This window comes from Desulfoluna sp. CYM3A, assembly GCF_056829965.1.
The window spans coordinates 3,864,560-3,884,546 of sequence record NZ_CP186556.1 but is presented as its reverse complement, the minus strand read 5'-3'; the positions used below and the strand labels follow the sequence as shown (position 1 = coordinate 3,884,546).

19 protein-coding genes and 1 pseudogene are annotated in these 19,987 nt (G+C 59.2%); 11 read left to right on the top strand and 9 right to left on the bottom strand.

Features of this window, described 5'->3' with window-relative positions:
- The first annotated feature begins 33 nt into the window (after positions 1–33).
- From ACOYW1_RS19775 to ACOYW1_RS19730, 10 genes and pseudogenes are all read left to right on the top strand, one after another.
- On the top strand, positions 34–1,908 hold the full coding sequence (locus tag ACOYW1_RS19775) for a hypothetical protein (protein WP_482419411.1): 1,875 nt from the start codon (positions 34–36) through the stop codon (positions 1,906–1,908).
- An 18-nt stretch (positions 1,909–1,926) separates the two neighbouring features.
- Entirely contained in the window at positions 1,927–2,271 is a 345-nt protein-coding gene (locus ACOYW1_RS19770; protein ID WP_482417478.1) for an STAS domain-containing protein, read from the top strand.
- Positions 2,271–2,627 carry a response regulator gene (locus ACOYW1_RS19765; RefSeq protein ID WP_482419410.1) on the top strand — a complete coding sequence of 119 codons (357 nt, stop codon included), beginning with the start codon at positions 2,271–2,273 and terminating at the stop codon, positions 2,625–2,627. Before ACOYW1_RS19770 ends, ACOYW1_RS19765 begins: the two co-directional genes overlap by 1 nt.
- A 24-nt stretch (positions 2,628–2,651) precedes the next feature.
- Entirely contained in the window at positions 2,652–4,697 is a 2,046-nt protein-coding gene (locus ACOYW1_RS19760) for a chemotaxis protein CheA (protein ID WP_482419409.1), read from the top strand.
- Positions 4,666–7,365, top strand: a pseudogene (locus ACOYW1_RS19755) (methyl-accepting chemotaxis protein); the annotation flags it as partial. The gene ACOYW1_RS19760 and the pseudogene ACOYW1_RS19755, both read left to right, overlap by 32 nt.
- Positions 7,366–7,861: 496 nt before the next feature.
- Positions 7,862–8,368: a chemotaxis protein CheW gene (locus tag ACOYW1_RS19750; RefSeq protein WP_482419408.1), complete on the top strand. Its 507-nt coding sequence runs from the start codon at positions 7,862–7,864 to the stop codon at positions 8,366–8,368.
- A gap of 14 nt (positions 8,369–8,382) precedes the next feature.
- Positions 8,383–9,288, top strand: coding sequence for a CheR family methyltransferase (locus ACOYW1_RS19745; protein ID WP_482419407.1), 906 nt, complete (start codon positions 8,383–8,385; stop codon positions 9,286–9,288).
- A gap of 14 nt (positions 9,289–9,302) precedes the next feature.
- Positions 9,303–10,190 (top strand): chemotaxis protein CheB, encoded by an 888-nt coding sequence (locus tag ACOYW1_RS19740; RefSeq protein ID WP_482419406.1) that lies wholly within the window; start codon positions 9,303–9,305, stop codon positions 10,188–10,190.
- Positions 10,090–10,377: a CheB methylesterase domain-containing protein gene (locus ACOYW1_RS19735; protein WP_482419405.1), complete on the top strand. Its 288-nt coding sequence runs from the start codon at positions 10,090–10,092 to the stop codon at positions 10,375–10,377. Before ACOYW1_RS19740 ends, ACOYW1_RS19735 begins: the two co-directional genes overlap by 101 nt.
- The gene (locus ACOYW1_RS19730) at positions 10,370–10,957 is read left to right on the top strand and encodes a chemotaxis protein CheD (protein WP_482419404.1); all 588 of its coding nucleotides are present in this window, start codon (positions 10,370–10,372) and stop codon (positions 10,955–10,957) included. Before ACOYW1_RS19735 ends, ACOYW1_RS19730 begins: the two co-directional genes overlap by 8 nt.
- A 157-nt stretch (positions 10,958–11,114) precedes the next feature.
- Here the strand turns inward: ACOYW1_RS19730 and ACOYW1_RS19725 are convergent, their stop codons facing one another.
- Complete coding sequence (locus ACOYW1_RS19725) at positions 11,115–11,981, bottom strand: YitT family protein (protein ID WP_482419403.1); 867 nt, start codon at positions 11,979–11,981, stop codon at positions 11,115–11,117.
- A 353-nt stretch (positions 11,982–12,334) separates the two neighbouring features.
- On the opposite strand from ACOYW1_RS19725, the gene ACOYW1_RS19720 reads away from it, so the two are divergent.
- A complete protein-coding gene (locus ACOYW1_RS19720) occupies positions 12,335–12,646 on the top strand; it encodes a CC/Se motif family (seleno)protein (RefSeq protein ID WP_482419402.1) in 312 nt (103 codons plus the stop codon).
- 190 nt (positions 12,647–12,836) lie between these two features.
- On the opposite strand, the gene ACOYW1_RS19715 is transcribed toward ACOYW1_RS19720, so the two are convergent.
- From ACOYW1_RS19715 to ACOYW1_RS19680, 8 genes are all read right to left on the bottom strand, one after another.
- Positions 12,837–12,968, bottom strand: a complete 132-nt coding sequence (locus ACOYW1_RS19715) for a hypothetical protein (protein ID WP_482419401.1) — start codon at positions 12,966–12,968, stop codon at positions 12,837–12,839.
- On the bottom strand, positions 12,965–13,657 hold the full coding sequence (locus tag ACOYW1_RS19710; RefSeq protein ID WP_482419400.1) for a class I SAM-dependent methyltransferase: 693 nt from the start codon (positions 13,655–13,657) through the stop codon (positions 12,965–12,967). Before ACOYW1_RS19710 ends, ACOYW1_RS19715 begins: the two co-directional genes overlap by 4 nt.
- 294 nt (positions 13,658–13,951) lie before the next feature.
- Positions 13,952–14,848 (bottom strand): linear amide C-N hydrolase, encoded by an 897-nt coding sequence (locus tag ACOYW1_RS19705; RefSeq protein ID WP_482419399.1) that lies wholly within the window; start codon positions 14,846–14,848, stop codon positions 13,952–13,954.
- Positions 14,849–15,220: 372 nt separating this feature from the next.
- Complete coding sequence (locus ACOYW1_RS19700) at positions 15,221–15,820, bottom strand: hypothetical protein (RefSeq protein ID WP_482419398.1); 600 nt, start codon at positions 15,818–15,820, stop codon at positions 15,221–15,223.
- Positions 15,821–16,113: 293 nt separating this feature from the next.
- On the bottom strand, positions 16,114–16,893 hold the full coding sequence (locus ACOYW1_RS19695) for a hypothetical protein (RefSeq protein ID WP_482419397.1): 780 nt from the start codon (positions 16,891–16,893) through the stop codon (positions 16,114–16,116).
- 491 nt (positions 16,894–17,384) lie between these two features.
- Positions 17,385–17,933 (bottom strand): dTDP-4-dehydrorhamnose 3,5-epimerase family protein, encoded by a 549-nt coding sequence (locus ACOYW1_RS19690; protein ID WP_180140356.1) that lies wholly within the window; start codon positions 17,931–17,933, stop codon positions 17,385–17,387.
- Positions 17,934–18,054: 121 nt separating this feature from the next.
- Positions 18,055–18,657 (bottom strand): flavin reductase family protein, encoded by a 603-nt coding sequence (locus ACOYW1_RS19685; RefSeq protein ID WP_482417464.1) that lies wholly within the window; start codon positions 18,655–18,657, stop codon positions 18,055–18,057.
- Between the two features lie 9 nt (positions 18,658–18,666).
- Positions 18,667–19,734 carry an FmdE family protein gene (locus tag ACOYW1_RS19680; protein WP_482419396.1) on the bottom strand — a complete coding sequence of 356 codons (1,068 nt, stop codon included), beginning with the start codon at positions 19,732–19,734 and terminating at the stop codon, positions 18,667–18,669.
- Positions 19,735–19,987 lie beyond the last annotated feature (253 nt).

Below are 19,987 nucleotides of genomic sequence, written 5' to 3'. Positions count from 1 at the left end.
TGGAATTGATAACGGCTGGGTTTGGAGATGTATGTGAAAGATAGTGATAAGGCTGTTCTGGCTGTTGATGATGGGCAAACCGTGCAACAAGAAATTTTTCCGGGCGTCATTCGCCATGTGTCATCCGTAAAAGAGGGGCTTGAAGCCGCCAGTACGGGGTCCGAGGCCGACTTCATGGGGCTCGGCCAAGGGCTTCAGTCCGGTTACGAGTATGTGACGGTTCTGATGCGGGATGCGGTGGGCGTGGCTGAGCTCATCGGTGACGACAGCGGTGACCACTCCCTCAGGTCCGTCGGGGCCTCGGTGAACCAGTCCCTGGCCCTTCTCAAACGGTGCCGGGACAATGCCGTGTCCAAGTCCAATCCGGTGAAGGAGGTCCTGGGCTCCTTTGAACAGCTGGATGCGAGGCGGGGGGAGATTGACGGGGTGGCACGGTACCTCAGGGCCGTTGCATTGAATATTTTCATCGAGACCTCCCGGTCCGATATCTCCGACGAGAATTTTTCCGTCATCGCCGGAGAGATCAAGACCCTCTCCGAAGAGATGATCCGTGTCTCAAAGAGCATCCACGAACTCACCGTGGCCTCCAAAAACCGCTTCGAGGCCATGTTTACCGAAATCTCGGGCGGGATCGTCGAGATCACCGGTCTGGCCGACCTGGCCGAACACTCCGCTGGAAATTCCATTGAACAAATCGAAGAGCTCATGGGCTACTCTTTCGGCCTGGTGGAAGATGCCGAGCGCATGTCGCGGGGGATTTTCCGGGAGGTGGAAAAGATTGTGGTGGGGGTCCAGCTCCACGACTCCATGCGCCAGCGCATCGAACATGTCGTGTCGGGCCTGAGCGAAGTGGACCGGCTCTGCAACCCGGAAGCGGCCTGCCTGGAAGGCGGGCAGGGCCGCGCCGACGATGTGGCCACCGCCCATGCCCTCATCGGCCTGCAACGGGCACAGATCGAGCAGCTCATCGCCGATGTGGATGCCGTGTACGGCCAGACCCGGGTGGCCATGGAGGGGATCGTCGGGGACATCACCCAGTTGACCCGATACCTCACCAACATGGGGGATCCGGCCGCAGCCCGGGAGACCTCCAGGGACGCGTCGGAGGACCCCTTCGGCATGCTCTCCTCGGACCTCTCGAACATCCGGAGCCTGGAACGGCGGGGCGCGGACCTTGAGAGCCGGTTGGGGGAGATCTACCAGAAGGCCTTTGAGGCGGTCTCCACCCTCTCTTCGTTCACCGACGATTTGCACAACATCAGTCGGGAATCCCACAACAAGGCCCTGAACACAATCATCGCCGCCAACCACCTGGGCACCGAGGGGCGCTCCCTGTCGGTGCTGGCCAAGGAGATGAAATCCCTCTCAAACCAGGCCGAGGAGTCCATCGGCGCCGTGGAGACGGTTATCTCGTCGGTTGTGGACACCATCCAGGGTGTGGAGCTGGAGACGCTTTTCAACACAGGGGAAGATGATCCTTCCTCGGAGGCGGGGCGTCCCCTGGACAGCATCGTCTCCATGACCCTGAGTCTGTATGAGCAGATCAAGGAGCGCACCGCGGGCCTGCTTGAGGTCTCCACAAAGCTGATCACCACCTTTGCCAGGGCAAGGGAGGCGTTGACCTTCCTGCCCAGCCTCGTGGAGATGCTGACCCGTCAGAAGGACCAGCTGGATGAAGCCAGGGGGCTGCTGGCCCCCTGGGTGGAGGAGACGGCAACGGTCCGCATCCCGGAGCACTGCCTGGTGGACCGATACACCATGGAGACCGAGCGCAGCGTTCACATGGCCTGCATGGCCGGGGACACAGGCGCTGCCACGGCAGCTTCGGACGGGGGCGGTTCCTTCGGCTCCCAAGGGGCGGAATCGGGGGGCGACGATGACTTCGGTGACAATATCGAGCTGTTCTGATTCATGGAAGGAGGGCAAATGCACCACGAAGTGACGATGACGGGTACGGTTGCGGCCGTGACCCTTGAAGGCAGCGTAACAATCGCCCACGCGGCAGAGCTCAAAGAGCTTCTTGTGGATGTGGTTTCAGAGGCAACCGAGGTGGTTGTCCATATGGAAAATATATCGCAACTGGACCTTTCGGGTATCCAGCTGTTCTGTGCGGCGTGCCGGTCGGCGGAAGACGGGGGGACCAGGCTGCAGCAGGAACGGACGGACAGCGAGGTGATTCGCGAGGCCCTTGTGGAGGCGGGGTTCTACCGCCGGGGGATCTGCGCCGAGCAACGGTGCGAGACATGTTTTTGGAAAGGAGACGTATCATAATGGCTCAGACGATTCTTACAGTGGACGATTCGGCAAGTGTTCGCCAGATGGTTGGCTTTACCCTGAAAAACGCGGGTTACGAGGTGGTGGAGGCCGCCGACGGCCGGGAGGGCGTGGCCAAGCTGTCAACGTCAAAGATCGACATGATCATCACCGACCTCAACATGCCCGGCATGGACGGCATCGAGCTGATCCGCAAGGCCCGCGCCATGGCACCGTACAAATTCATCCCCATCATCCTGTTGACCACCGAATCCCAGGACGAAAAAAAGAAAAAGGCCGGGGCCACGGGGTGGATCATCAAGCCCTTCAAGCCCGAGCAGCTTCTTGGCGTGGTGAAAAAAGTGCTGAGGTAACCAAGGCTCATCAGGAGTTGCGTCATGGATGTACAAGAAGAAGCCTACAAAACGGAAGCCTATGAGCTGCTTGCCGAACTCGAAGCCTCGTTGCTGGAGCTTGAGGAATACCCCGAAGACATGGAACTCATCGGGCGCGTGTTCCGGGCCATGCACACCATCAAGGGGTCTGGGGCGATGTTCGGGTTTGATGCCATCGCCGCCTTTACCCACAACGTGGAGACCGTTTTCGACCTGGTGCGGGAGGGCAAGGTGTGTGTCACAAAGGAACTCATCAACCTCACCCTTTCGGCAGGGGACCACATCCGGGACCTTCTGGAGTCGGAGGAGGAGGGCGATGCTCTCCGGGAAGAGGAGATCATCCGTGCCTTCAGGGAACTGATCCCGGAGCCTGAGGGTTCCGTGGAGGCGGCCCCTGCGGAGGATGAGGAAGGGCCGGTTCCTTCCGGGGACCTGACCTCCTACCGTATCCGGTTTCGCCCGGATCCCGGGATCTTTGCCGGGGGCACCAACCCCGTTCACCTTATCGACGAATTGCGGGAGCTCGGAGAGTGCAGTGTGGTGGCCCACACCGACAAGATTCCCCCCTTATCGGAGATGGACCCGGAGTCCTGCTACGTCTTCTGGGACATTGTCCTCACCACGGACCAGGCCGAAAATGCCATCCGGGACGTCTTCATCTTTGTGGAGGACGAGTGCGAGCTTGTCATCGGGCGCATTGATGAGGACGACGCCGAGGACAGGATTGGCGAGATCCTCCTCAAGCGGGGGGACCTCTCCGAAGAGGACCTGGACAAGGCCCTCAAACGGCAGAATCTGCTGGGGGAGATCCTGGTGGCGGAGAAGGTCACCAGCCAGGCGGCGGTGAGTTCCGCCCTCATGGAGCAGGATGCGGCAAGGAAGCAGATCTCCAGGCGAAAGGAGGAGGCCCTTGCCACCAGCATCCGGGTGTCGGCGGACAAGCTCGATGACCTGGTGGACCTGGTGGGAGAGCTTGTTATCGCCCAGGCCCGCCTCAGCCAGAAAGCCATTGCCGCCAACGACGTGGACCTGGTCTCCATTGCCGAAGAGATCGAGATGCTCACCGGCAGCCTCCGGGACAACGCCATGGGCATGCGCATGCTGCAGATCGGGACCACGTTTTCCACGTTCCGGCGCCTGGTACGGGATCTTTCGGCCGAGCTGGACAAAAAGATCGAGCTCACCACCTCCGGTGAGGAGACCGAGCTGGACAAGACGGTCATCGGGCACCTCAAGGATCCCCTTGTGCATATCCTTCGCAACAGCATCGACCACGGCATCGAGTTGCCCGACGAGCGCGAAGGGGCCGGGAAGAAGCCCTTCGGCACCATTCACCTTGCGGCGGAGCACTCCGGCGGCAACGTGCTGATCCGTATTTCCGACGACGGGCGGGGCCTCGATCCCGAGGCGATCCGTCAAAAAGCCCTGGAAAAGGGGCTGATCCTGCCGGACGCCGACCTGACGGACAAGGAGATCAACAACCTGATTTTTGCCCCGGGGTTTTCCACGGCCAGTCAGGTCTCGGACATCTCCGGCCGCGGGGTGGGCATGGACGTGGTGAAAAAGAGCATCGAGCAGTTGCGGGGCACCATCGATGTGGACAGCACCCCCGGCGTCGGCACCACCATTACCCTGAAACTCCCCCTGACCCTTGCCATCATCGAAGGGTTGCTGGTGACCCTGGGAGAGGGCTTTTTTATCTTTCCCCTCACCGCTGTGGAGGAGTGCGTAGAGCTGCCCCCGGATGAGGCGACCCGGGAAACCCGCTTTTTAAGCATCCGCGGCGAGCTGGTGCCCTATATCCGGCTCCGGGAAGAGTACGCCGTGGATGCTGCCAAGCCCGACCTGGAGCAGGTGGTGGTCATGGAAGCCGGCGGCCAGCGGGTCGGGGTGGTGGTGGATTCCGTGGTGGGCAGCCAGCAGGCTGTCATCAAAAAAATGGGGAGCGCGTTTAAAAACGCCCCGGACATCTCCGGGGCCACCATTCTCGGCAACGGTTCGGTGGCCTTGATCGTGGATGTCAACAAGTTGTTGGATTCAAAGCTGTGAATCGGATTTTCTTAAGATAAAGGAGTTCCAGATGCTTAAAATAAAAAACATCAGGCTGAAGCCCAAGCTGATCGGGTTGTTTTTACTCATCGGCATTGTTCCCATGGCCATCGGCGGGTGGTGGGCCGGACACCTGGCAAGCGAGGCCCTCACCGAAGAGGCCTTTAACAAGCTGGAGGCGGTGCGCGTCATTCGGGAAAGGCAGGTGACAAAGCTGTTTGACGGCCGCAAGGCCGATATCAGCGGCCTGGTGGAGTCCGTGGACGTCCTGAAGCAAAACGCCTTTGCAAAACTCAACGCGGTGCAGGCCCTCAAGGCCGGGGAGATGGAGACCTTCATCAACACCCTGGAAAATGAGATGGCCGCCCTGTCGGCGAGCGAGGATGTTAAGGGGTTTTACACGGCCCTCTCCGCTTACCGCGACGCTGCCAAGGCAGGCCCGGCCCAGCCTTTTCCCGTGAACACCGAGGCGTACCGAGCCCTGGTGAGCACCCACGGCGGGTTTCTTACCGAGTATCTCAAGCGGTCGGGTTACGATGATCTGCTCCTTTTAAGTGCCGATCACGGGCAGGTGATGTTCACCTGCGCCCAGGGCCCGGACCTGGGCACGAACCTGGTGAGCGGTCCCCAGAACCGGGAGGGGCTGGCACGACTCTGGGCCCGCGTGGTGGAGACCAAGGGCGTGGTCATGGAGGATTTTTCCGCCTACACCCCGGACCAGGGCCGACAGGTTGCTTTTGTGGGGGCACCGGTCCGAAATGAGTCGGGTTCGGTGGTGGCGGTGGTGGCCCTGAGGCTCTCGGAAGGGCCCCTGAACGCCATCGTGCACAGCCGTCATGGCATGGGAAAAAGCGGAACCACTTATCTTTTGGGGCGCCAGGGGGGCAAAACCCTGGCCCGAAGTGCCATCATGGCCGGCGGCGAGACCCTCTACGGCATGGGCCACGACTTCACCAGCCAGGTCACCGACTACATGGGCAAAGCCCTGGGTGGCGAAACCGGTTCCGGGGTCTACACCGACTCCACGGGAAAACTGACCATGGTGAGCTACAAGCCCCTTGATATCCAGGGGCTCAACTGGGCCATGATCTCCAAGGAGGACCTGGAAGAGGCCATCGCCCCCAGGCTCACCGGCCAGGTTGAGGACTACTACACCGGGTACCTCAAGAAGTTCGGGTACCAGGACCTCTACCTGATCCACCCCGAGGGCAACGTGTTCTATTCGGTGCAGAGACGGGCCGACTACGATTCCAACATGGTCTCCGGGAAATACGCGGGCTCCGGCCTCGGCAAGCTCGTGCGTCGGGTCATCAAAAACAAGGCCCTTCACATCGCCGATTTTGAGCCCTATGAGCCCAGCAACAACGAGCCCTGCTCCTTTATCGCCCAGCCTGTCATCAACCACAACGGCGACGTGGAACTCATCGTGGCCCTTCAGCTCTCGGTGAGCGCCATCAACGCCATCATGAACGAGCGCACGGGCATGGGGGAGACCGGTGAGGTCTTTCTGGTGGGGAGCGACCATTTGATGCGCTCGGATTCCCTCATCGACCCCGAAAATTATTCCGTTGCCGCCTCCTTTGCCAATCCGTCTAAAGGCAGTGTGGATACCCCTTCCGTCAAGCGCGCTTTAAACGGAGAGGAAGGCCGGATGCTGCGCAAAGATTATCGGGGCAAGTGGGTCCTCTGCAGCTTTGCCCCCGTTGATATCGACGGCATGGTCTGGGCCATTGAGGCCGAGGTGGAAAAGGCAGAAGTGGTGGCCCCCATCAACAAACTGCTGCTCTCCATCCTGATCATGGGGGTTGTCATGGCCGCCATCGTGGCCGTCATTGCCCTGGTGGTCGCAAGCGGTATCGTGACGCCGGTGCTCAAAGGCGTTGCCGTTGCCAAGGCCGTTGCCAAAGGGGACCTGGACGTCACCTCGGACGTGGACCAGAAAGACGAGGTGGGCGCCCTGTCCGATGCCCTGAACCTTATGGTCTCAAACCTCAAGGCCACGGCCAACCTGGCCGAGCGGATCTCCCAGGGGGACCTGACCGTGGATGTGGCTGTCCAGTCGGACAAAGACATCCTGGGCCGGGCCCTTACCCACATGGTGGACAACCTGAGCTCCACGGTCACCGACGTGAAGACCGGGGCAGACAACGTCGCCTCCGGCAGCGTGGCCTTGAGCTCTGCTTCCGAGGAGCTCTCCCAGGGGGCCACAGAGCAGGCAGCCGCCGCCGAAGAGGCCTCCAGTTCCATGGAGCAGATGGCATCGAACATCCGCCAGAACGCCGAGAACGCTCAGCAGACCGAACGCCTGGCCATCCAGGCCGCAGGGGACGCGGAAAAAGGCGGGGTGGCCGTTGGCAAGACGGTCTCGGCCATGAAAGAGATCGCCGAGAAGATCTCCATCATTGAGGAGATCGCCCGCCAGACCAACATGCTGGCCCTGAACGCGGCCATCGAGGCGGCCCGTGCCGGGGAGCACGGCAAGGGGTTTGCCGTGGTGGCCGATGCCGTGCGAAAGCTTGCCGAGAGGAGCCAGTCTGCAGCAGCCGAGATCGGGGAACTCTCCTCCTCCAGCGTGGAGGTGGCTGAGCGGGCCGGGGAGATGCTGGATCGCATTGTCCCGGATATCCGCAAAACCGCCGAGCTGGTTCAGGAGATCAGCGCCGCCTCCAACGAGCAGAACACCGGGGCCGAACAGATCAACCAGGCCATCCTGCAGCTTGACCAGGTAATTCAGGAGAACGCCTCGGCGTCCGAAGAGATGTCGGCCACCGCCGAAGAGCTGTCTGCCCAGGCCGAGCAGCTCCAGGAGGCCATCGACTTCTTTACGGTGAAGCAGGTGGGGGAATCCGCTAAAACCAGAAAGCCCGGCAAGCCTGCGGGCATCAAGATACCCTCCAAGGCGGCCGAGAAAGTGGCTGTAGCACCGGCGGACAAAGGGCTGGGCCGTCGACCCGGGGTGAACTCTCGGACCCTGGGAGCGGCTCCGACGGGGACGCCCTGGACGACGAGTTCGAGAAGTACTAACTCGGGCATGGATCAACACCACCGTTTGACGATGCGGGTCGCCTTTCCGGGTGCCGCGCCGGGCGCGACGCACCGGAAAGGCCCTGCTCCCCGAAAGCCCAGGGGGCAGGCCCGCACCGTGAAACGGGTTGACGAGAGATATGAAGATTATGACCATCGAAGGGATCACAGAGACAGGCCGCTTCCTGGCGTTCATGCTCCACGGGGAGGTGTATGCCCTGGACATCATGCAGGTCCGGGAGGTGCTGGACTACACGGAGATCACCACCGTGCCCAGGATGCCGGACTTTATGCGGGGCGTCATCAACCTGCGGGGCGGTGTGGTGCCCGTTGTGGACCTGCGGCTCAAGTTCGGTATGCCGGCAACGGAAAAGGGCGTCAACACCTGCATTGTCATCATGGAAACCGACATCGACGGGGAGCGGGCCCTCATCGGCGCCCTGGCCGATTCGGTGCGGGAGGTCCTGGACCTGGAGCCGGATCAGATCGAGCCGGCCCCGCGCATCGGCACGCGCCTGAAGACAGAGTTTATCAAGGGCATGGGCAAGAAAAACGAGGAGTTTATCATCATCCTCGACATTGACAGGGTCTTTTCCGCCGACGAACTCTCCGGGGTTCAGGAGACCGGCCTTGCGGCCGAAGCCTAAAGGACCTGACGCCCATGAACCTCACCAGAGACCATCTCCCGGGGACCGACCGGGGAGAGGAGCCGCCCATGGCCTTCAAACGTCGCAGGGCCTCGTTTCATCCCCATCTCTCCACGCGGGATTTCAGGGTTCTTGCACGCTTTATCCACGGGCGGTTCGGCATCAAGGTGCCGGATGTGAAAAAAGGGATGATCGAGGCGCGCCTCTGCAAGCGTTTGAGCCGCCTGGATATGGGGTCCTACGCCCAGTACTGCGACTACCTGTTCAGCCCCGAGGGCATGGAAAAGGAGCTCTCGCACTTCATCGATGAGGTGACGACGAACAAAACCGATTTCTTCAGGGAGGCGAATCACTTCACCTGCCTGGTGGATGAGGTCCTGCCCGGCATCATGGGCTCGCGCCGGGTGGGGGCGGGACATAAGCTGAAGGTCTGGAGCTGCGCCTGCTCCCGGGGGGATGAGCCCTATACCCTGGCCATGGTACTGAGCGAGTTTGCCCGGAGCAATCCGGGGTTTGACTTCTCCATCCTGGCCACGGACATCTCCACCCGCGTGCTGGAGGTGGCTCGCAGGGGTGTTTACGACGCCTCGGAGATCGCCCCCGTGCCCCTGGCTCTGAGGAAAAAGTACCTATTGAAGAGCAAGGACCCCCGGCGTCACCAGGTGCGGATCGTGCCCGGGTTGAGGAAAAAAGTGATGTTCCGGCAGCTCAACCTCATGGACTCGGAGTACCGCCTTGACCGGGCCATGGATATCATCTTCTGTCGCAACGTGACCATTTACTTTGACACGGAGACCACACAGCAGCTGATGCTGAGACTCTGTGACCGGCTTGCACCGGGTGGGCACCTGAGATCCGGCATCGGAGTTCCTGGACTGCAAGATGCTGCCCCTGGTCCCGGTGGCGCCCACCGTTTATAAAAAAGTGAGAACGCATGAAAAAGAAGGTACGGGTTCTGGTTGTTGATGACTCCGCCCTGGTGCGTCAAACCCTGTGCGAAATCCTCGAAACCGATGAGGATATCGAGGTGATGGCCACGGCCTCGGATCCCTATGACGCCGCCCGAAAGATGAGGGCGGCGGTGCCCGACGTCATTACCCTGGATGTGGAGATGCCGAAGATGGACGGCCTCACCTTTCTGGAAAAACTGATGGCCCAGCACCCCATCCCCGTGGTGCTGTGCTCCAGCCTGGCGGCGGAGCAGTCGGCCACGGCCCTGAAAGCCCTGGAACTCGGGGCTGTTGAGATCATCCGAAAACCCACCCTGGGCACCAAGGCCTTTCTTTCGGAGTCCCGCATCCAGATCTGTGACGTGGTGAAGTCCGCGGCCCTTGCCCATGTGAAAAAGGCCCCGACCCTGCGGTCGGTGGAGCCGAAGCTCAGCGCGGACGCCGTCCTGTGCAAGTCCACCCGGGCCATGCTGGAGACCACGGAAAAGGTGGTTGCCATCGGGGCCTCCACAGGGGGCACCGAGGCGCTGCGGGTGTTTTTAGAGCAGCTGCCCGCCGATGCCCCGGGTATGGTCATCGTCCAGCACATGCCCGAGCACTTCACCAAGGCCTTTTCCAAGCGCCTGGACTCTTTGTGCCGGGTGTCGGTGAAGGAGGCCGAGAACAAGGATCCCGTGATGCGGGGGCGGGTTCTCATCGCTCCTGGCAACGTCATCTTTGTTGAAGCGAAGCGGAGCCCGATACCACGTGGAGCTGAAAGAAGGGCCCCTGGTGTCCCGCCACCGGCCGTCGGTGGACGTGCTCTTTCGTTCTGCCGCGCGGTACGCAGGGAAGAACGCCGTGGGGGTCCTGATGACCGGCATGGGGGATGACGGGGCCAAGGGCCTGCTGGAGATGAAGCAGGCAGGTGCCGTGACCATCGCCCAGGACAAGGCCTCCTGCGTGGTCTTCGGCATGCCCAATGAGGCCATCAAGCTGGGGGGCGTGGACCGGGTCGTTTCCCTGGAGCAGATCTCCGGGGTGGTCCTGGCATGCTGCGCCGAGACCCATCATGCGTGAAAAGGCCGTCATGCCATGCGGCACGGGGGCTGTGAAGCGGGTGACTCTCTCCATCGGGGAGTACTACGCCAGCTGCGAGCCAGCCGTGATCTCCACCCTGCTGGGGTCGTGCGTTTCGGTGTGCCTCTTCGACCCCGCGTCCCGGGTGGGGGGCATGAACCACATCCTGTTGCCCGGACGGGCCGACCTGACGCGGTTCAACCTGTCGGCACGCTACGGGATCAACGCCATGGAGCTTCTCATCAACGCGGTCATGACCCGGGGTGGGCAGCGCAACAACCTCCGGGCCAAGGTTTTTGGCGGGGCCAGCGTCATCCCCGGCCTCATTGAAGCCCAGGCCGTGGGCAAAAAGCTCTCGGAGTTTGTCCTCACCTTTCTGGCAAACGAAGGCATCCCGGTGGTCAACCGGGACCTGGGGGGCGTCTACGTCAGGAACCTTATCTTCCATACCCGCACCGGGGACGCCTTTCTCAAGAAGAGCCGTTCCATGAAGTCGGCCCAGCTCCTGTGGGAAGAGCGCAAAAAGGCCGAACAGATCCGGGCCTCGGTGAAGGAGCCCACCCGGGTGACTTTGTTTTAACCCGGATGTTTCATGGGAAAACAAACACCCAAAATGAAAACCATAATAGACAATGGGCACGTAGCGATAACGTATTCTGCTACTTCGAAGCTTGGGATCCAGCCCGCACAAACCATCAGCTTTCGAGGTGGCTCACCTCGCCGCCGGAGGCTCCCCATTACCAATGAGGCTGGTTGCCCACGCGGGGGTTCATGACGTCTAGGGTTTCGGTGACCACCACAAAGGCCTTGGGGTCCACTTCCCGGATGATGTCCTTGACCCGGCCCAGGTCCCGCAGGGTAATCACCGCATAGAGGATTTTTTCGTCCCGGTGCGAATAGGCCCCTTCCCCGTGGATGATGGTCAGGCCCCGCCTGAACTCTTTGAGCATCCGTGCCGAGAGTCCCTCCCATTTTTCCGAGATAATCAGCACGATTTTCCGGTGGCTCGTCCCCATGAAGACAACGTTGAGGACCTTGGCGTTCACGTAGAGAAAGACGATGGTGTAGACGATGATGTCCAGGGTGGAGAGGACATAGGAGAGGATCACCACCAGGATGTTCAGGGCAAGGGTGGTGTTGCCGAGGCGGATGGAGAACCGTTTCAGCAGGAGCACCGACAGGATGTCCGTGCCCCCCGAAGAACCGTAGGACTTCAGGATAATGCCCAGGCCCGTACCCGAGAGGATCCCCGCCATGAGGGCGTCGAGCATTTTGTCGTGCAGGGGGATGGGGACGCTGATGAAGTGAACGCACAGGGAGAAGATGGTAAGCCCCAGGAGGCTGTACAGGAAAAACCGTCGTCCCACGTATTTCCAGGCCACGGCAAACAGGGGAACGTTGAACATCAGGTAGAAGAGGATAAAGGGGATTTCGGGGAACTGGTAGTGCAGAAGCAGGCCCAGGCCCGTGATGCCGCCTGAGGGGAAGTGGTTGGGGATGAGGATTCCGTTGATGGAGAGGGCCGACAGGCAGCTTCCCAGGGTGAGGAGGCACACATTTCTGGCAACGTCTTTTCCGGTGATTATCCAGGCTCGGTCAGTCATGGCTCGGTGGTTCCATTTCATACTCAGGGGCAACGATGGGGGCTCTGAACAGGGCCGTTGCCCGGCCCTTTTCAAGGGGGGAGCAACGGAAGATGGGCTGGTATATACAGACGGTTTCGGGCAATGGAAAGGGGAAAGAGGGTTGTTGTCGCAACGGTGTTTGGGGTTTTTGTGTAACTATCTGGATTTAAATCTGTTTTGTGGATAAGTGAAGAGCCCTTTTTTTCTTTGAAGGGAGGCATTTTGCCTTGAAAAAGGGGAAGGCGTTTTCTTTTTTTGCGTGTGTGCCTATAATCAGCTCTCGCAGGATTTGTCCTTGAGGATTACACCCCTTGATGCAGGAGAGACCTTTTATGTTTGAGATCACCCCGGACGCACAGGACTACATTGTCAAAAAGGGTCGTGAGGTCACGGTCTGGATGGAGACCCACCACGCCTCGGGGGGCTGATGCGCCATGCGGCAGGTCACCACCCGCACCCCGGCGGTCCGTCGGGGAACCCCATTGCATACTGAGTCGTATACCACCACCCGGGTCTCCGGGATCACCGTCTGGCATCCCGAGGGTATGGAACCCGAGGATGGCGTCATTACCATCTCCCTTGAAAAGAAGTGGATTTTCAGGGAGCTTGTGGTGAGGGGCGTGGGGGCGGTGGTGATAAGTTAAGGGCTAAGGGTGAAGGGCGAAAGGGCCAATGCATTTAAAAATGCAGTTGCCTCCGGCGGGTCGCTTTTTGAAAAAAGCTCCGCAAAAACTTTCCGGTAATCAAAACCTGTTTGTCAAACTTTTCAAAAGTTTGGCCCCCGGCAGGGCCGCCGGAGGCTTTTTACGTTGTGTCGGAGGGGGCCGGCATGGGCTATTTTTTTCGCGCCACCACGAAAATCCGGGTGCTTTTTTCCATGACGGGCGGAGTCGATGTTGCTTCTTTGATGATGGGCATGGCGCAGCGTTTTCCCATCTCCCTTATCAGCTGGTCTTTTGATCTCAATACGCCCTCGTAGACGGCCAGTTGCCTTTCCTTCCAACCTTCGGTCTCTTTATAAACTTGGACCTTACGGAATATCCTGAATCAGCAAGCTCACCTTTGTGGTCGCTTGGCGTAAAAGGGATATTTCCGTCCCAAGACGTAAAAACAAGGCGTGCTCCTGGTTTCAGGATACGTGCAATTTCGGCGAATGCTTTGTTTCTATCCGGCGTAAGCCACAATGCATCGCTAGATGGCAGCGGCGCATTCTCTGTTTCCAAACCGGTGTCTTCAAAAGTACCGGTTTTAAACTCAGCTCTGCCATCCAATCCGAATTCTTGGATCCGTCGTGTTGCAGACGTAATCGCCTCTTCGGATATATCGATACCTGTCAGACTTGCCTTCGTTTTACGTGCGACCCACATGCCCGGACCGCCACGGCCACAGGCCAGATCGGCAAAGCAATCGCCCTCTTTAAGCTTGGAAAAGTCAGCCATATTGTTCAAGTCGGTCAACGTGACATAACTGAAATTATCGGTATCTTCCGGGAACTCATCACCAAAGGCGTCTTTTACAATGCTCATAAATTGGCTGCTTTTATTCTGCCCCTGGTAAATCGTATTGTACGCTTCTTTAAACTGCCATTTTCCATACGATAAAAAGCTGATCAACGACATCATTACCTGCTTTAATCCGTGTTTAATTGTATTCACTTGACCTCCTTGCATGACAGACCGGAAAAATCGTTTCATGACGCTCTCACTGCGACATGTCAGCGTACCTCCGGCTGGCCCCCGGAGGCAGGGTTAAAGGGTGTGGTTGCCAATGATGACGGCATGGTTCTACTCTGCCGCCTTTTAGCCCGGATATTTCATGATAAAACGATAGAAAAACAGATGAATAATTCACGATTGCAGACTGTTACCTGAAAAACTCAGGTGCTTGGGGAATGCAAAATGTCATTCGTCGTTTTCTGGTCGTTTTTCTGGCCCTTCAGGGAATCCGGGTTAGATGGCTTGGCTTATCAAATCTGAGATCAGAAGACCGTCTTCATCCAAGGGACGCCTGGTTTTGGTTTTAAATCCGCGAAAGGTCTCGATGGTGCCCTCCATGAGGGAGACCTTCCAGATTTTGGAAAAGTCAGCGTGAAAGGCGATGTAGACATCGCTGGTAGCCGGGGCAAAGACCATGGAGCAGGCGGTGGAGTGCATCGGGTCCCTGTCCTGGGCCTTTTCAAGAAGGGTGAGCCCGTTGTTGACAGAAAAGTCCGTTTGGGACGTTTCGAGGTATCGGCAGGCGATTTTATAGCGCCAGTCTCCGAGCCCCTTGGCCTCAGTGTACTTTATCCCCTTGAGGGTGTGGTTGGGGAAGTTGGCCATGGCGATATAGTTGCCGGTCATGTGGCTGAGGATGTTTTGTTTTTTTCCTGTTTCAACAACCATGGCCCTGCCTGTCATATCCGCAAAGAGGGTATGGATGGTGACCCCCTTGAGCTGGATCAGGTGGGTACCATTGCACGCTTTTTCGATCTCTTTGACGGTGTGGACACGTTCCGGCATGGTGTTGAGGAGGTACAAGGGCAGGTTGCCCTCTCCGGGTTCGGGTGGATTGAGATCGAAGGGATGCAACTCCTGGCAGGCGTAGAAGAGGCCTTTGCTGTTCATGCCGCCGGTGTTGGCGAAAAAGCGCTGCTTGCCGAGCTGCTTTTCAAAGGCGAGGTGGAAGGTGCGCAGGTCTCCGTTTGTGACGATGCGAAGTTTCATGGGGAATCGGGCATAGTCGAAGTTCATGCCGTAGATGGGTTGGGGGGTGTAGACGGCAAAGCTGGTGCAGGCAAGGGCCGTTCCTGAAGCGCACAAAAGGGTCAGGCCGGTAATAAGAAGGGAACGGGTAAGACGTTTCATGGGGTCTCCTTGTGATGCGGTGGCTGTTAAAAAAAAGTGATGGGCTCCTGTTTGTCTGGGGCGTGGGGAGTGCCCTGTAAACGGTATTTTCTTGAATCTGTCGCACCGGTGATGGCTTAATAAAGTTGATAGGTGCGAAAGGCGGCTATTTGCCCGGGCTTCTGCTTACTGTGGTCTGCGCGCTCGGGTCAAAATTAATATCTGCAATTCAATTATGATAGTATTAAGGTGGGGCGTGATGACTTGTCAAGATTATTTTCGCACTTGTGTGTAGCTTTTGGTGTGCTTGGTCGCACCAATAGGCGGTGATGAGGCTTGGCCGGTGTGACCGGATGAAGGTGTGGGGCGAGCGGGAGGTGGTGTGGAACGGGGCTAATCGGCATCCCGGGTGGCGGCTTGAAACAGGGCCTCCAGGCGGCTCTCCCGGGAGAGCAGGGCCTCGATCTCTTTGTAGTAGGGGGGCTTTGTGTCGCCGGGTGTAACAGCTGACAGGAGAGGGTGGTTCTCCTGTGAGACGCCCTGGTGGTTCTTGGAGGCCACGGCGTCCTGCTCCATGGCGCAGAGCTCGGTGACCATGGCGGCGATGTGCTCAGCATAGGGGGCCAGGTGGGGGGCCTGGGCGGAAAAGGCCTTGAGGCTGCTTTTGATCTGACCGGTGAGGAGGGTCAGGGTGTCCAGGGCCTCTTTGCGCCGCTCCATGGCATCTTCAAGGACAGCGCCGAAGAGAAAGGGGGCCAGGTCCACGAGGTGTCCCTGGGTGGCCCCGGCCTCATCGGAGAGGGTCTTGATGAGGGTCTGGGACAGGGAGGAGATGCTGTAGGAGATTTTGCGTTTCTTAGCATCTTCGCTGGATTTGAGCATGTCGGCCAGCTTTTCCGACAGGTGGGGCAGGCCCCGTTTGTTGGAGAGGACGGCGTCGGTGAAATCCGAGCTGGGTTGTCTGCGCGCTGTTTTTTTTGCGTTGTCTTCCATGGGGGCAACCCTCCGTGTGTGGTGCCGTGTGGTGGGGAGCCCTGTAGGGTGTTATCAAGGCTCCCCGGGTGTCTGCAAAGGTCGCAACGGACCGTCCCGGGCTGGTTAAGCAATAAACCAGGCCCCCTTGTTTTGCAAACGGATTTTCGAAGGGCTTTTTCCTGTGGGCACTTCCGGTCAAAAAGGGGGGGCACCTCTCCCGGATCGTTTATGGGAAAACGGCTAATCGTGAACACGTATGATGTTATCTTGGCTATGGGGCACTCGCTCGAGAACTGCCCGGGCTAACTATGTCAGACTTCGGGGCGCAGGATTGCCTCCAGGGTTAGGCAGACACGTTTGGCCTCCTCTTCGTCTCCGGCGCAGCCGATCCAGCACTCCCAGGCTTCGTCGTCATCTTTCCAGGAAGTCCCGTCGGGCTTGGTCCCCGGGGTGCCGTTGGTGTCGTAAATCCGTTGAAAGAGCATGGCCTTTTTGAGGAAAGCCTCTTCGGTGTCCTCGCCGCCCCGGTTGCGGTAATCGGGGTAGAGGGTGTCGGCCACGCGAAGGTAGAGGCCGCGTTTGAAGTCCTGGACAAGGCGGGGCAGCGCCGCATAAATCCAGGGGGCATTGCGGCGCGCCAGCTCGCTGCGCAGGTGACCCTTGCTTTCGGCAAGGCCTGCTGTGAGCTTGCGGGAAAGCATCTCCATGTCCGGGGACCCGCTGTCCCCTGCAGGGACGTACCCGGTACGCCAGGTGGTGAACTCATCGGTAATGCCCTGGCGGAGGGCGTTGTCCGGGATTTTCTCTTCAAGGGCTTCAGGGGACAGGGCGAGGTCGGCCGGCAGGTCGATGAGGGCCTCTGTGACGCTCCAGGGGTATGCTCGGCCGGTGGCGGGGTCCACGGCCTGCTTTTCGGTAAGGTAAAGGATCTGGAGTGCGACCCGAAGGTCCTCGGCGACAACGGCGCGCATGCCCCAGGCCCGGGTCACCGGGGGGCGCTGGGGAAACATGCCGCGGGCGTTGAGATCGAAAACGCAAGGGGTTCGGTAAGGGGGCTGGTAAAGCACGAAGAATCCCCGGGGTGTATGCATGATGAGCTCCTTTTGGCTGTGGTTGTATCTGTTCAGCTCCAACAAACAGCCTCCGGCGGCCCTGCAAGACCGATACGTTTTAAACATTTAACGAACAGGTCTTCAACGATGTGGACCGGCCGAAAGTTTCCACATAACGGACATTCAGCCGGAACGTTTTTGCGGCGGTTTTTTTTAAAGCGATCCGTTGGAGTTATTCCGGTTAAAGTCAAGCGAATCCCAAAGTTCTTCATCGTGTTTTTAGAAGGAGTGAAATGGGCCTCTCCTGCAAAGACGGTTGCCAGATGTCACACATCCCGCGAATGCCCCGATAACGTTGCATAATGGCTGCCTTCATGCATTCGCCATAGGGTTTCCAGGTGCCCCCACCTGGCCGCCGGAGGCCTGCTTTCTGCATTCACTTTAACCATAGAATGCAACTGAACAGTTCTTCCGATTTTTTACTTCCGGGCATGGTGCACCCAGGGCACCATGCCCGAGTCTTTACGCCGTTACTCCAGGCGGCATTCCCAGTCGTAGGGGATGATGTCGTTGTCCGTGGGGCTTAAGCGGCGTTCATCCACGTTGTCCGGGTCGTAGTAGACCGAGGGCATGCCGATGACCAGGGAGATGCCGCTGCCGATGTTCTTGGTGCCGTGGAAGATCCCCGGGGGGATAAAGACGGCCCGGGGGTTGCGCTCTCCCATGAAGATTTCGTTGAGCACTCCGTACGTGGGGGAGGCTTCCCGGTAGTCGTACAGCACGAGCTTGATCATGCCGGTGACGCAGACCAGGTGGTCCTCCTGCACGGAGTGGAGGTGCCAGCCCTTGACCATGCCGGGGTGGGAATACGAGGCGATGGCCTGCTTGATTTCCCCGGCGTTCATGGACTCATCGTTAAAGCGCATGATCTCCATGAGGTATCCCCTCTCATCGGAAAAGACATCCAACGATTTGATGACGACTCCCTCGATGAGGGACTCGCCGTAAAAACCAGGGAGGGTCTGGATTCTGGGGCGGTCCATCTCGTCGTATTCGTTCATGCTCAGAACCTGGGCCATGGTGTCTCCTTTTTTGTCAATGGTCAGTTATAAGTCGTCAGCTCAAAAAAAGCTGCCTCCGGTGGCAAGGTGTGCCACCTTGAAAGCTGGTTGCGATGAAACCGAGTCTGTTTTATTGCCGCTACCCTGCTGTGCTGACCGGGTCCACGCCCGACGGGAACATGGCGGAAAAGGGCTCGAAGCCCTTTGTTTCCCGGATGGTGCAGAAGTGCATGCCTTGTTTGCTGCCCGTCATCATCAGGGGCGCTGCGGCCATGGGGTCCAGGTGAAGGGTGTCGTCCAGGACCCCGTCGGCCACCTCCAGGTGCAGCACCTTGCCCATGACAAGGCTGTATCTCTCCTCCTTGAACTCCTTTTCCAGGCGGCATTCCATCCAGGCGTAGCATCCCTTGATGCCCGGAGCCTTAATGGTTTGGGAGGGCTTTTCCGAAAGATTCGCAACGTCGAATTCATCGATTTCAGGGGCGCTCATCCGCGCTGTGGGGATCACCTTGTCTTCGAGGTCGGCGCCGGGCAGATTGATGACGAATTCTCCGGTGTCCCGGATGTTTTTCAGGGTGTCGCGGTTTTCGGCAGAGGCAAAGCAGATGAGGTCCAGGGGCCTCAAGACCGGCATGATGCAGGAGTAGGGGGCGATGTTCCGCACCCCGTCTGCGCTTACGGTGGAGATGAAACTCACGGGAAGGGGCATGATGCCTTCCCGCATGAACGGTTTTAAGATCATGGGGCCTCCTTACCACTCGGTGTCTTTGCCGAGGATGACGGCCAGGGGGTTGGCCCCCAGGCGGGTGAGACGGTCGAAATCCCCCTGGGAGGAAAGTTCCACGGTTTTGTGCACCGAGAGGAAATCTTCGGGGGCGTGGGGATTCTGAAAGACGTAGCGGTTGTAGCAGGCGTGGAGCCAGAGGTCTTTGTGCCAGTCGAGTTCATCCGGTGAAAGCCCGAGGCTTTCCACAAAGGCGTCGGTCTGCCATTGATAGCGCAGGACCGTGGCATCGCCTTTCTGGGTGGCTTTGTTGAAGCGGATGATGACGCCGCCGATGTTTTCCCAGGAGCCTTCTGCGGTCTGCCATGGGCGCCTGCTGGGATAGGCCATGGAGAGGTAGCGCCTCTTGCCCGGGGTGAGGTTGAGGGCATGGGTGATGTAGTCGTCCTGGCACCAGGTGGGAATGCCCATGTAGGTGTAGGACTCGCCGTCCCGCAAGGGACGCTGGTCCAGGATGAACCCTGCGGTGAAGTAGCCGGAGGCCACACCGCAGCAGAAGTGATCGTGGAAGAGGGCGGCCTGCACCAGGGACTCGGGGATGCCGTCGTAAAAGGCGTTGGCCAGGGTGGCCACGGCAAAGGCCCGGGAGCCCAGGATCCTGGTGAAGGGCTCAAAGGAGGTGCCCACGCCCACCCACAGGTTAAACACCTCCGAGGCCTCCAGCTGGTCCCCGGTGGCGGTGATGGAGACCGCAGCGAGCTCCTCCGGCCCTTTTTGATGCACGAAGACCATGAACAGCGGTTCGTCGCGCCGGGCGTGGACGCTCAAGAGGTTTCCCGTGCCCCTGCCCATGGCGCTCAGGCGGGTCACCGTGTCCAGGATTTCTCCCGTGGGTTGGCCCTGGTGGTCCACGTATCCCGCGTTGGTCACCAGAGCCAGTCCCTCGTCGGCCGGGGAGGCGGACAGGGTGGTCATGGCCAGCATCAGGGCCTGCTGCCCCAGGGTGGGCTGGTGCCCTCCCATGGCATGGGCCGACAGGGCGCTCAGGCCTGTTGCAACACACCAGACAAGCATTGCGATACACCATTTTTTCATGTTTTCTCTCCTTTAGGCATGCGTTGATTACAACTAACGATTCATCTCAACATGGTCTCCGGCGGGTCGCTTTTTGAAAAAAGCTCCGCAAAAACTTTCCAGTAGCATCCCTCCTGTCGCCCAGCCCCAATGGTCTGAGCGACAGGAGGAATTTATGGGTGTTGGTTGTTATGTCGGGCGAAGCCCGAGCCGAAGGCCCTTGCGCTTTGGCCGAACGAGGAACAAAGCGCAAGGCGATGTGCTTCGAGGTGGC

What these genes read in the sequence shown, in the direction of transcription:
- ACOYW1_RS19740 (WP_482419406.1), top strand. Translation starts at nt 9,303, where the DNA reads ATGAAAAAGAAGGTACGGGTTCTGGTTGTTGATGACTCCGCCCTGGTG.
- ACOYW1_RS19730 (WP_482419404.1), top strand. Translation starts at nt 10,370, where the DNA reads ATGCGTGAAAAGGCCGTCATGCCATGCGGCACGGGGGCTGTGAAGCGG.
- ACOYW1_RS19725 (WP_482419403.1), bottom strand. Translation starts at nt 11,981, where the DNA reads ATGACTGACCGAGCCTGGATAATCACCGGAAAAGACGTTGCCAGAAAT.
- ACOYW1_RS19770 (WP_482417478.1), top strand. Translation starts at nt 1,927, where the DNA reads ATGCACCACGAAGTGACGATGACGGGTACGGTTGCGGCCGTGACCCTT.
- ACOYW1_RS19750 (WP_482419408.1), top strand. Translation starts at nt 7,862, where the DNA reads ATGAAGATTATGACCATCGAAGGGATCACAGAGACAGGCCGCTTCCTG.
- ACOYW1_RS19765 (WP_482419410.1), top strand. Translation starts at nt 2,271, where the DNA reads ATGGCTCAGACGATTCTTACAGTGGACGATTCGGCAAGTGTTCGCCAG.
- ACOYW1_RS19685 (WP_482417464.1), bottom strand. Translation starts at nt 18,657, where the DNA reads ATGATCTTAAAACCGTTCATGCGGGAAGGCATCATGCCCCTTCCCGTG.
- ACOYW1_RS19695 (WP_482419397.1), bottom strand. Translation starts at nt 16,893, where the DNA reads ATGCATACACCCCGGGGATTCTTCGTGCTTTACCAGCCCCCTTACCGA.
- ACOYW1_RS19700 (WP_482419398.1), bottom strand. Translation starts at nt 15,820, where the DNA reads ATGGAAGACAACGCAAAAAAAACAGCGCGCAGACAACCCAGCTCGGAT.
- ACOYW1_RS19760 (WP_482419409.1), top strand. Translation starts at nt 2,652, where the DNA reads ATGGATGTACAAGAAGAAGCCTACAAAACGGAAGCCTATGAGCTGCTT.
- ACOYW1_RS19745 (WP_482419407.1), top strand. Translation starts at nt 8,383, where the DNA reads ATGAACCTCACCAGAGACCATCTCCCGGGGACCGACCGGGGAGAGGAG.
- ACOYW1_RS19705 (WP_482419399.1), bottom strand. Translation starts at nt 14,848, where the DNA reads ATGAAACGTCTTACCCGTTCCCTTCTTATTACCGGCCTGACCCTTTTG.
- ACOYW1_RS19690 (WP_180140356.1), bottom strand. Translation starts at nt 17,933, where the DNA reads ATGGCCCAGGTTCTGAGCATGAACGAATACGACGAGATGGACCGCCCC.
- ACOYW1_RS19680 (WP_482419396.1), bottom strand. Translation starts at nt 19,734, where the DNA reads ATGAAAAAATGGTGTATCGCAATGCTTGTCTGGTGTGTTGCAACAGGC.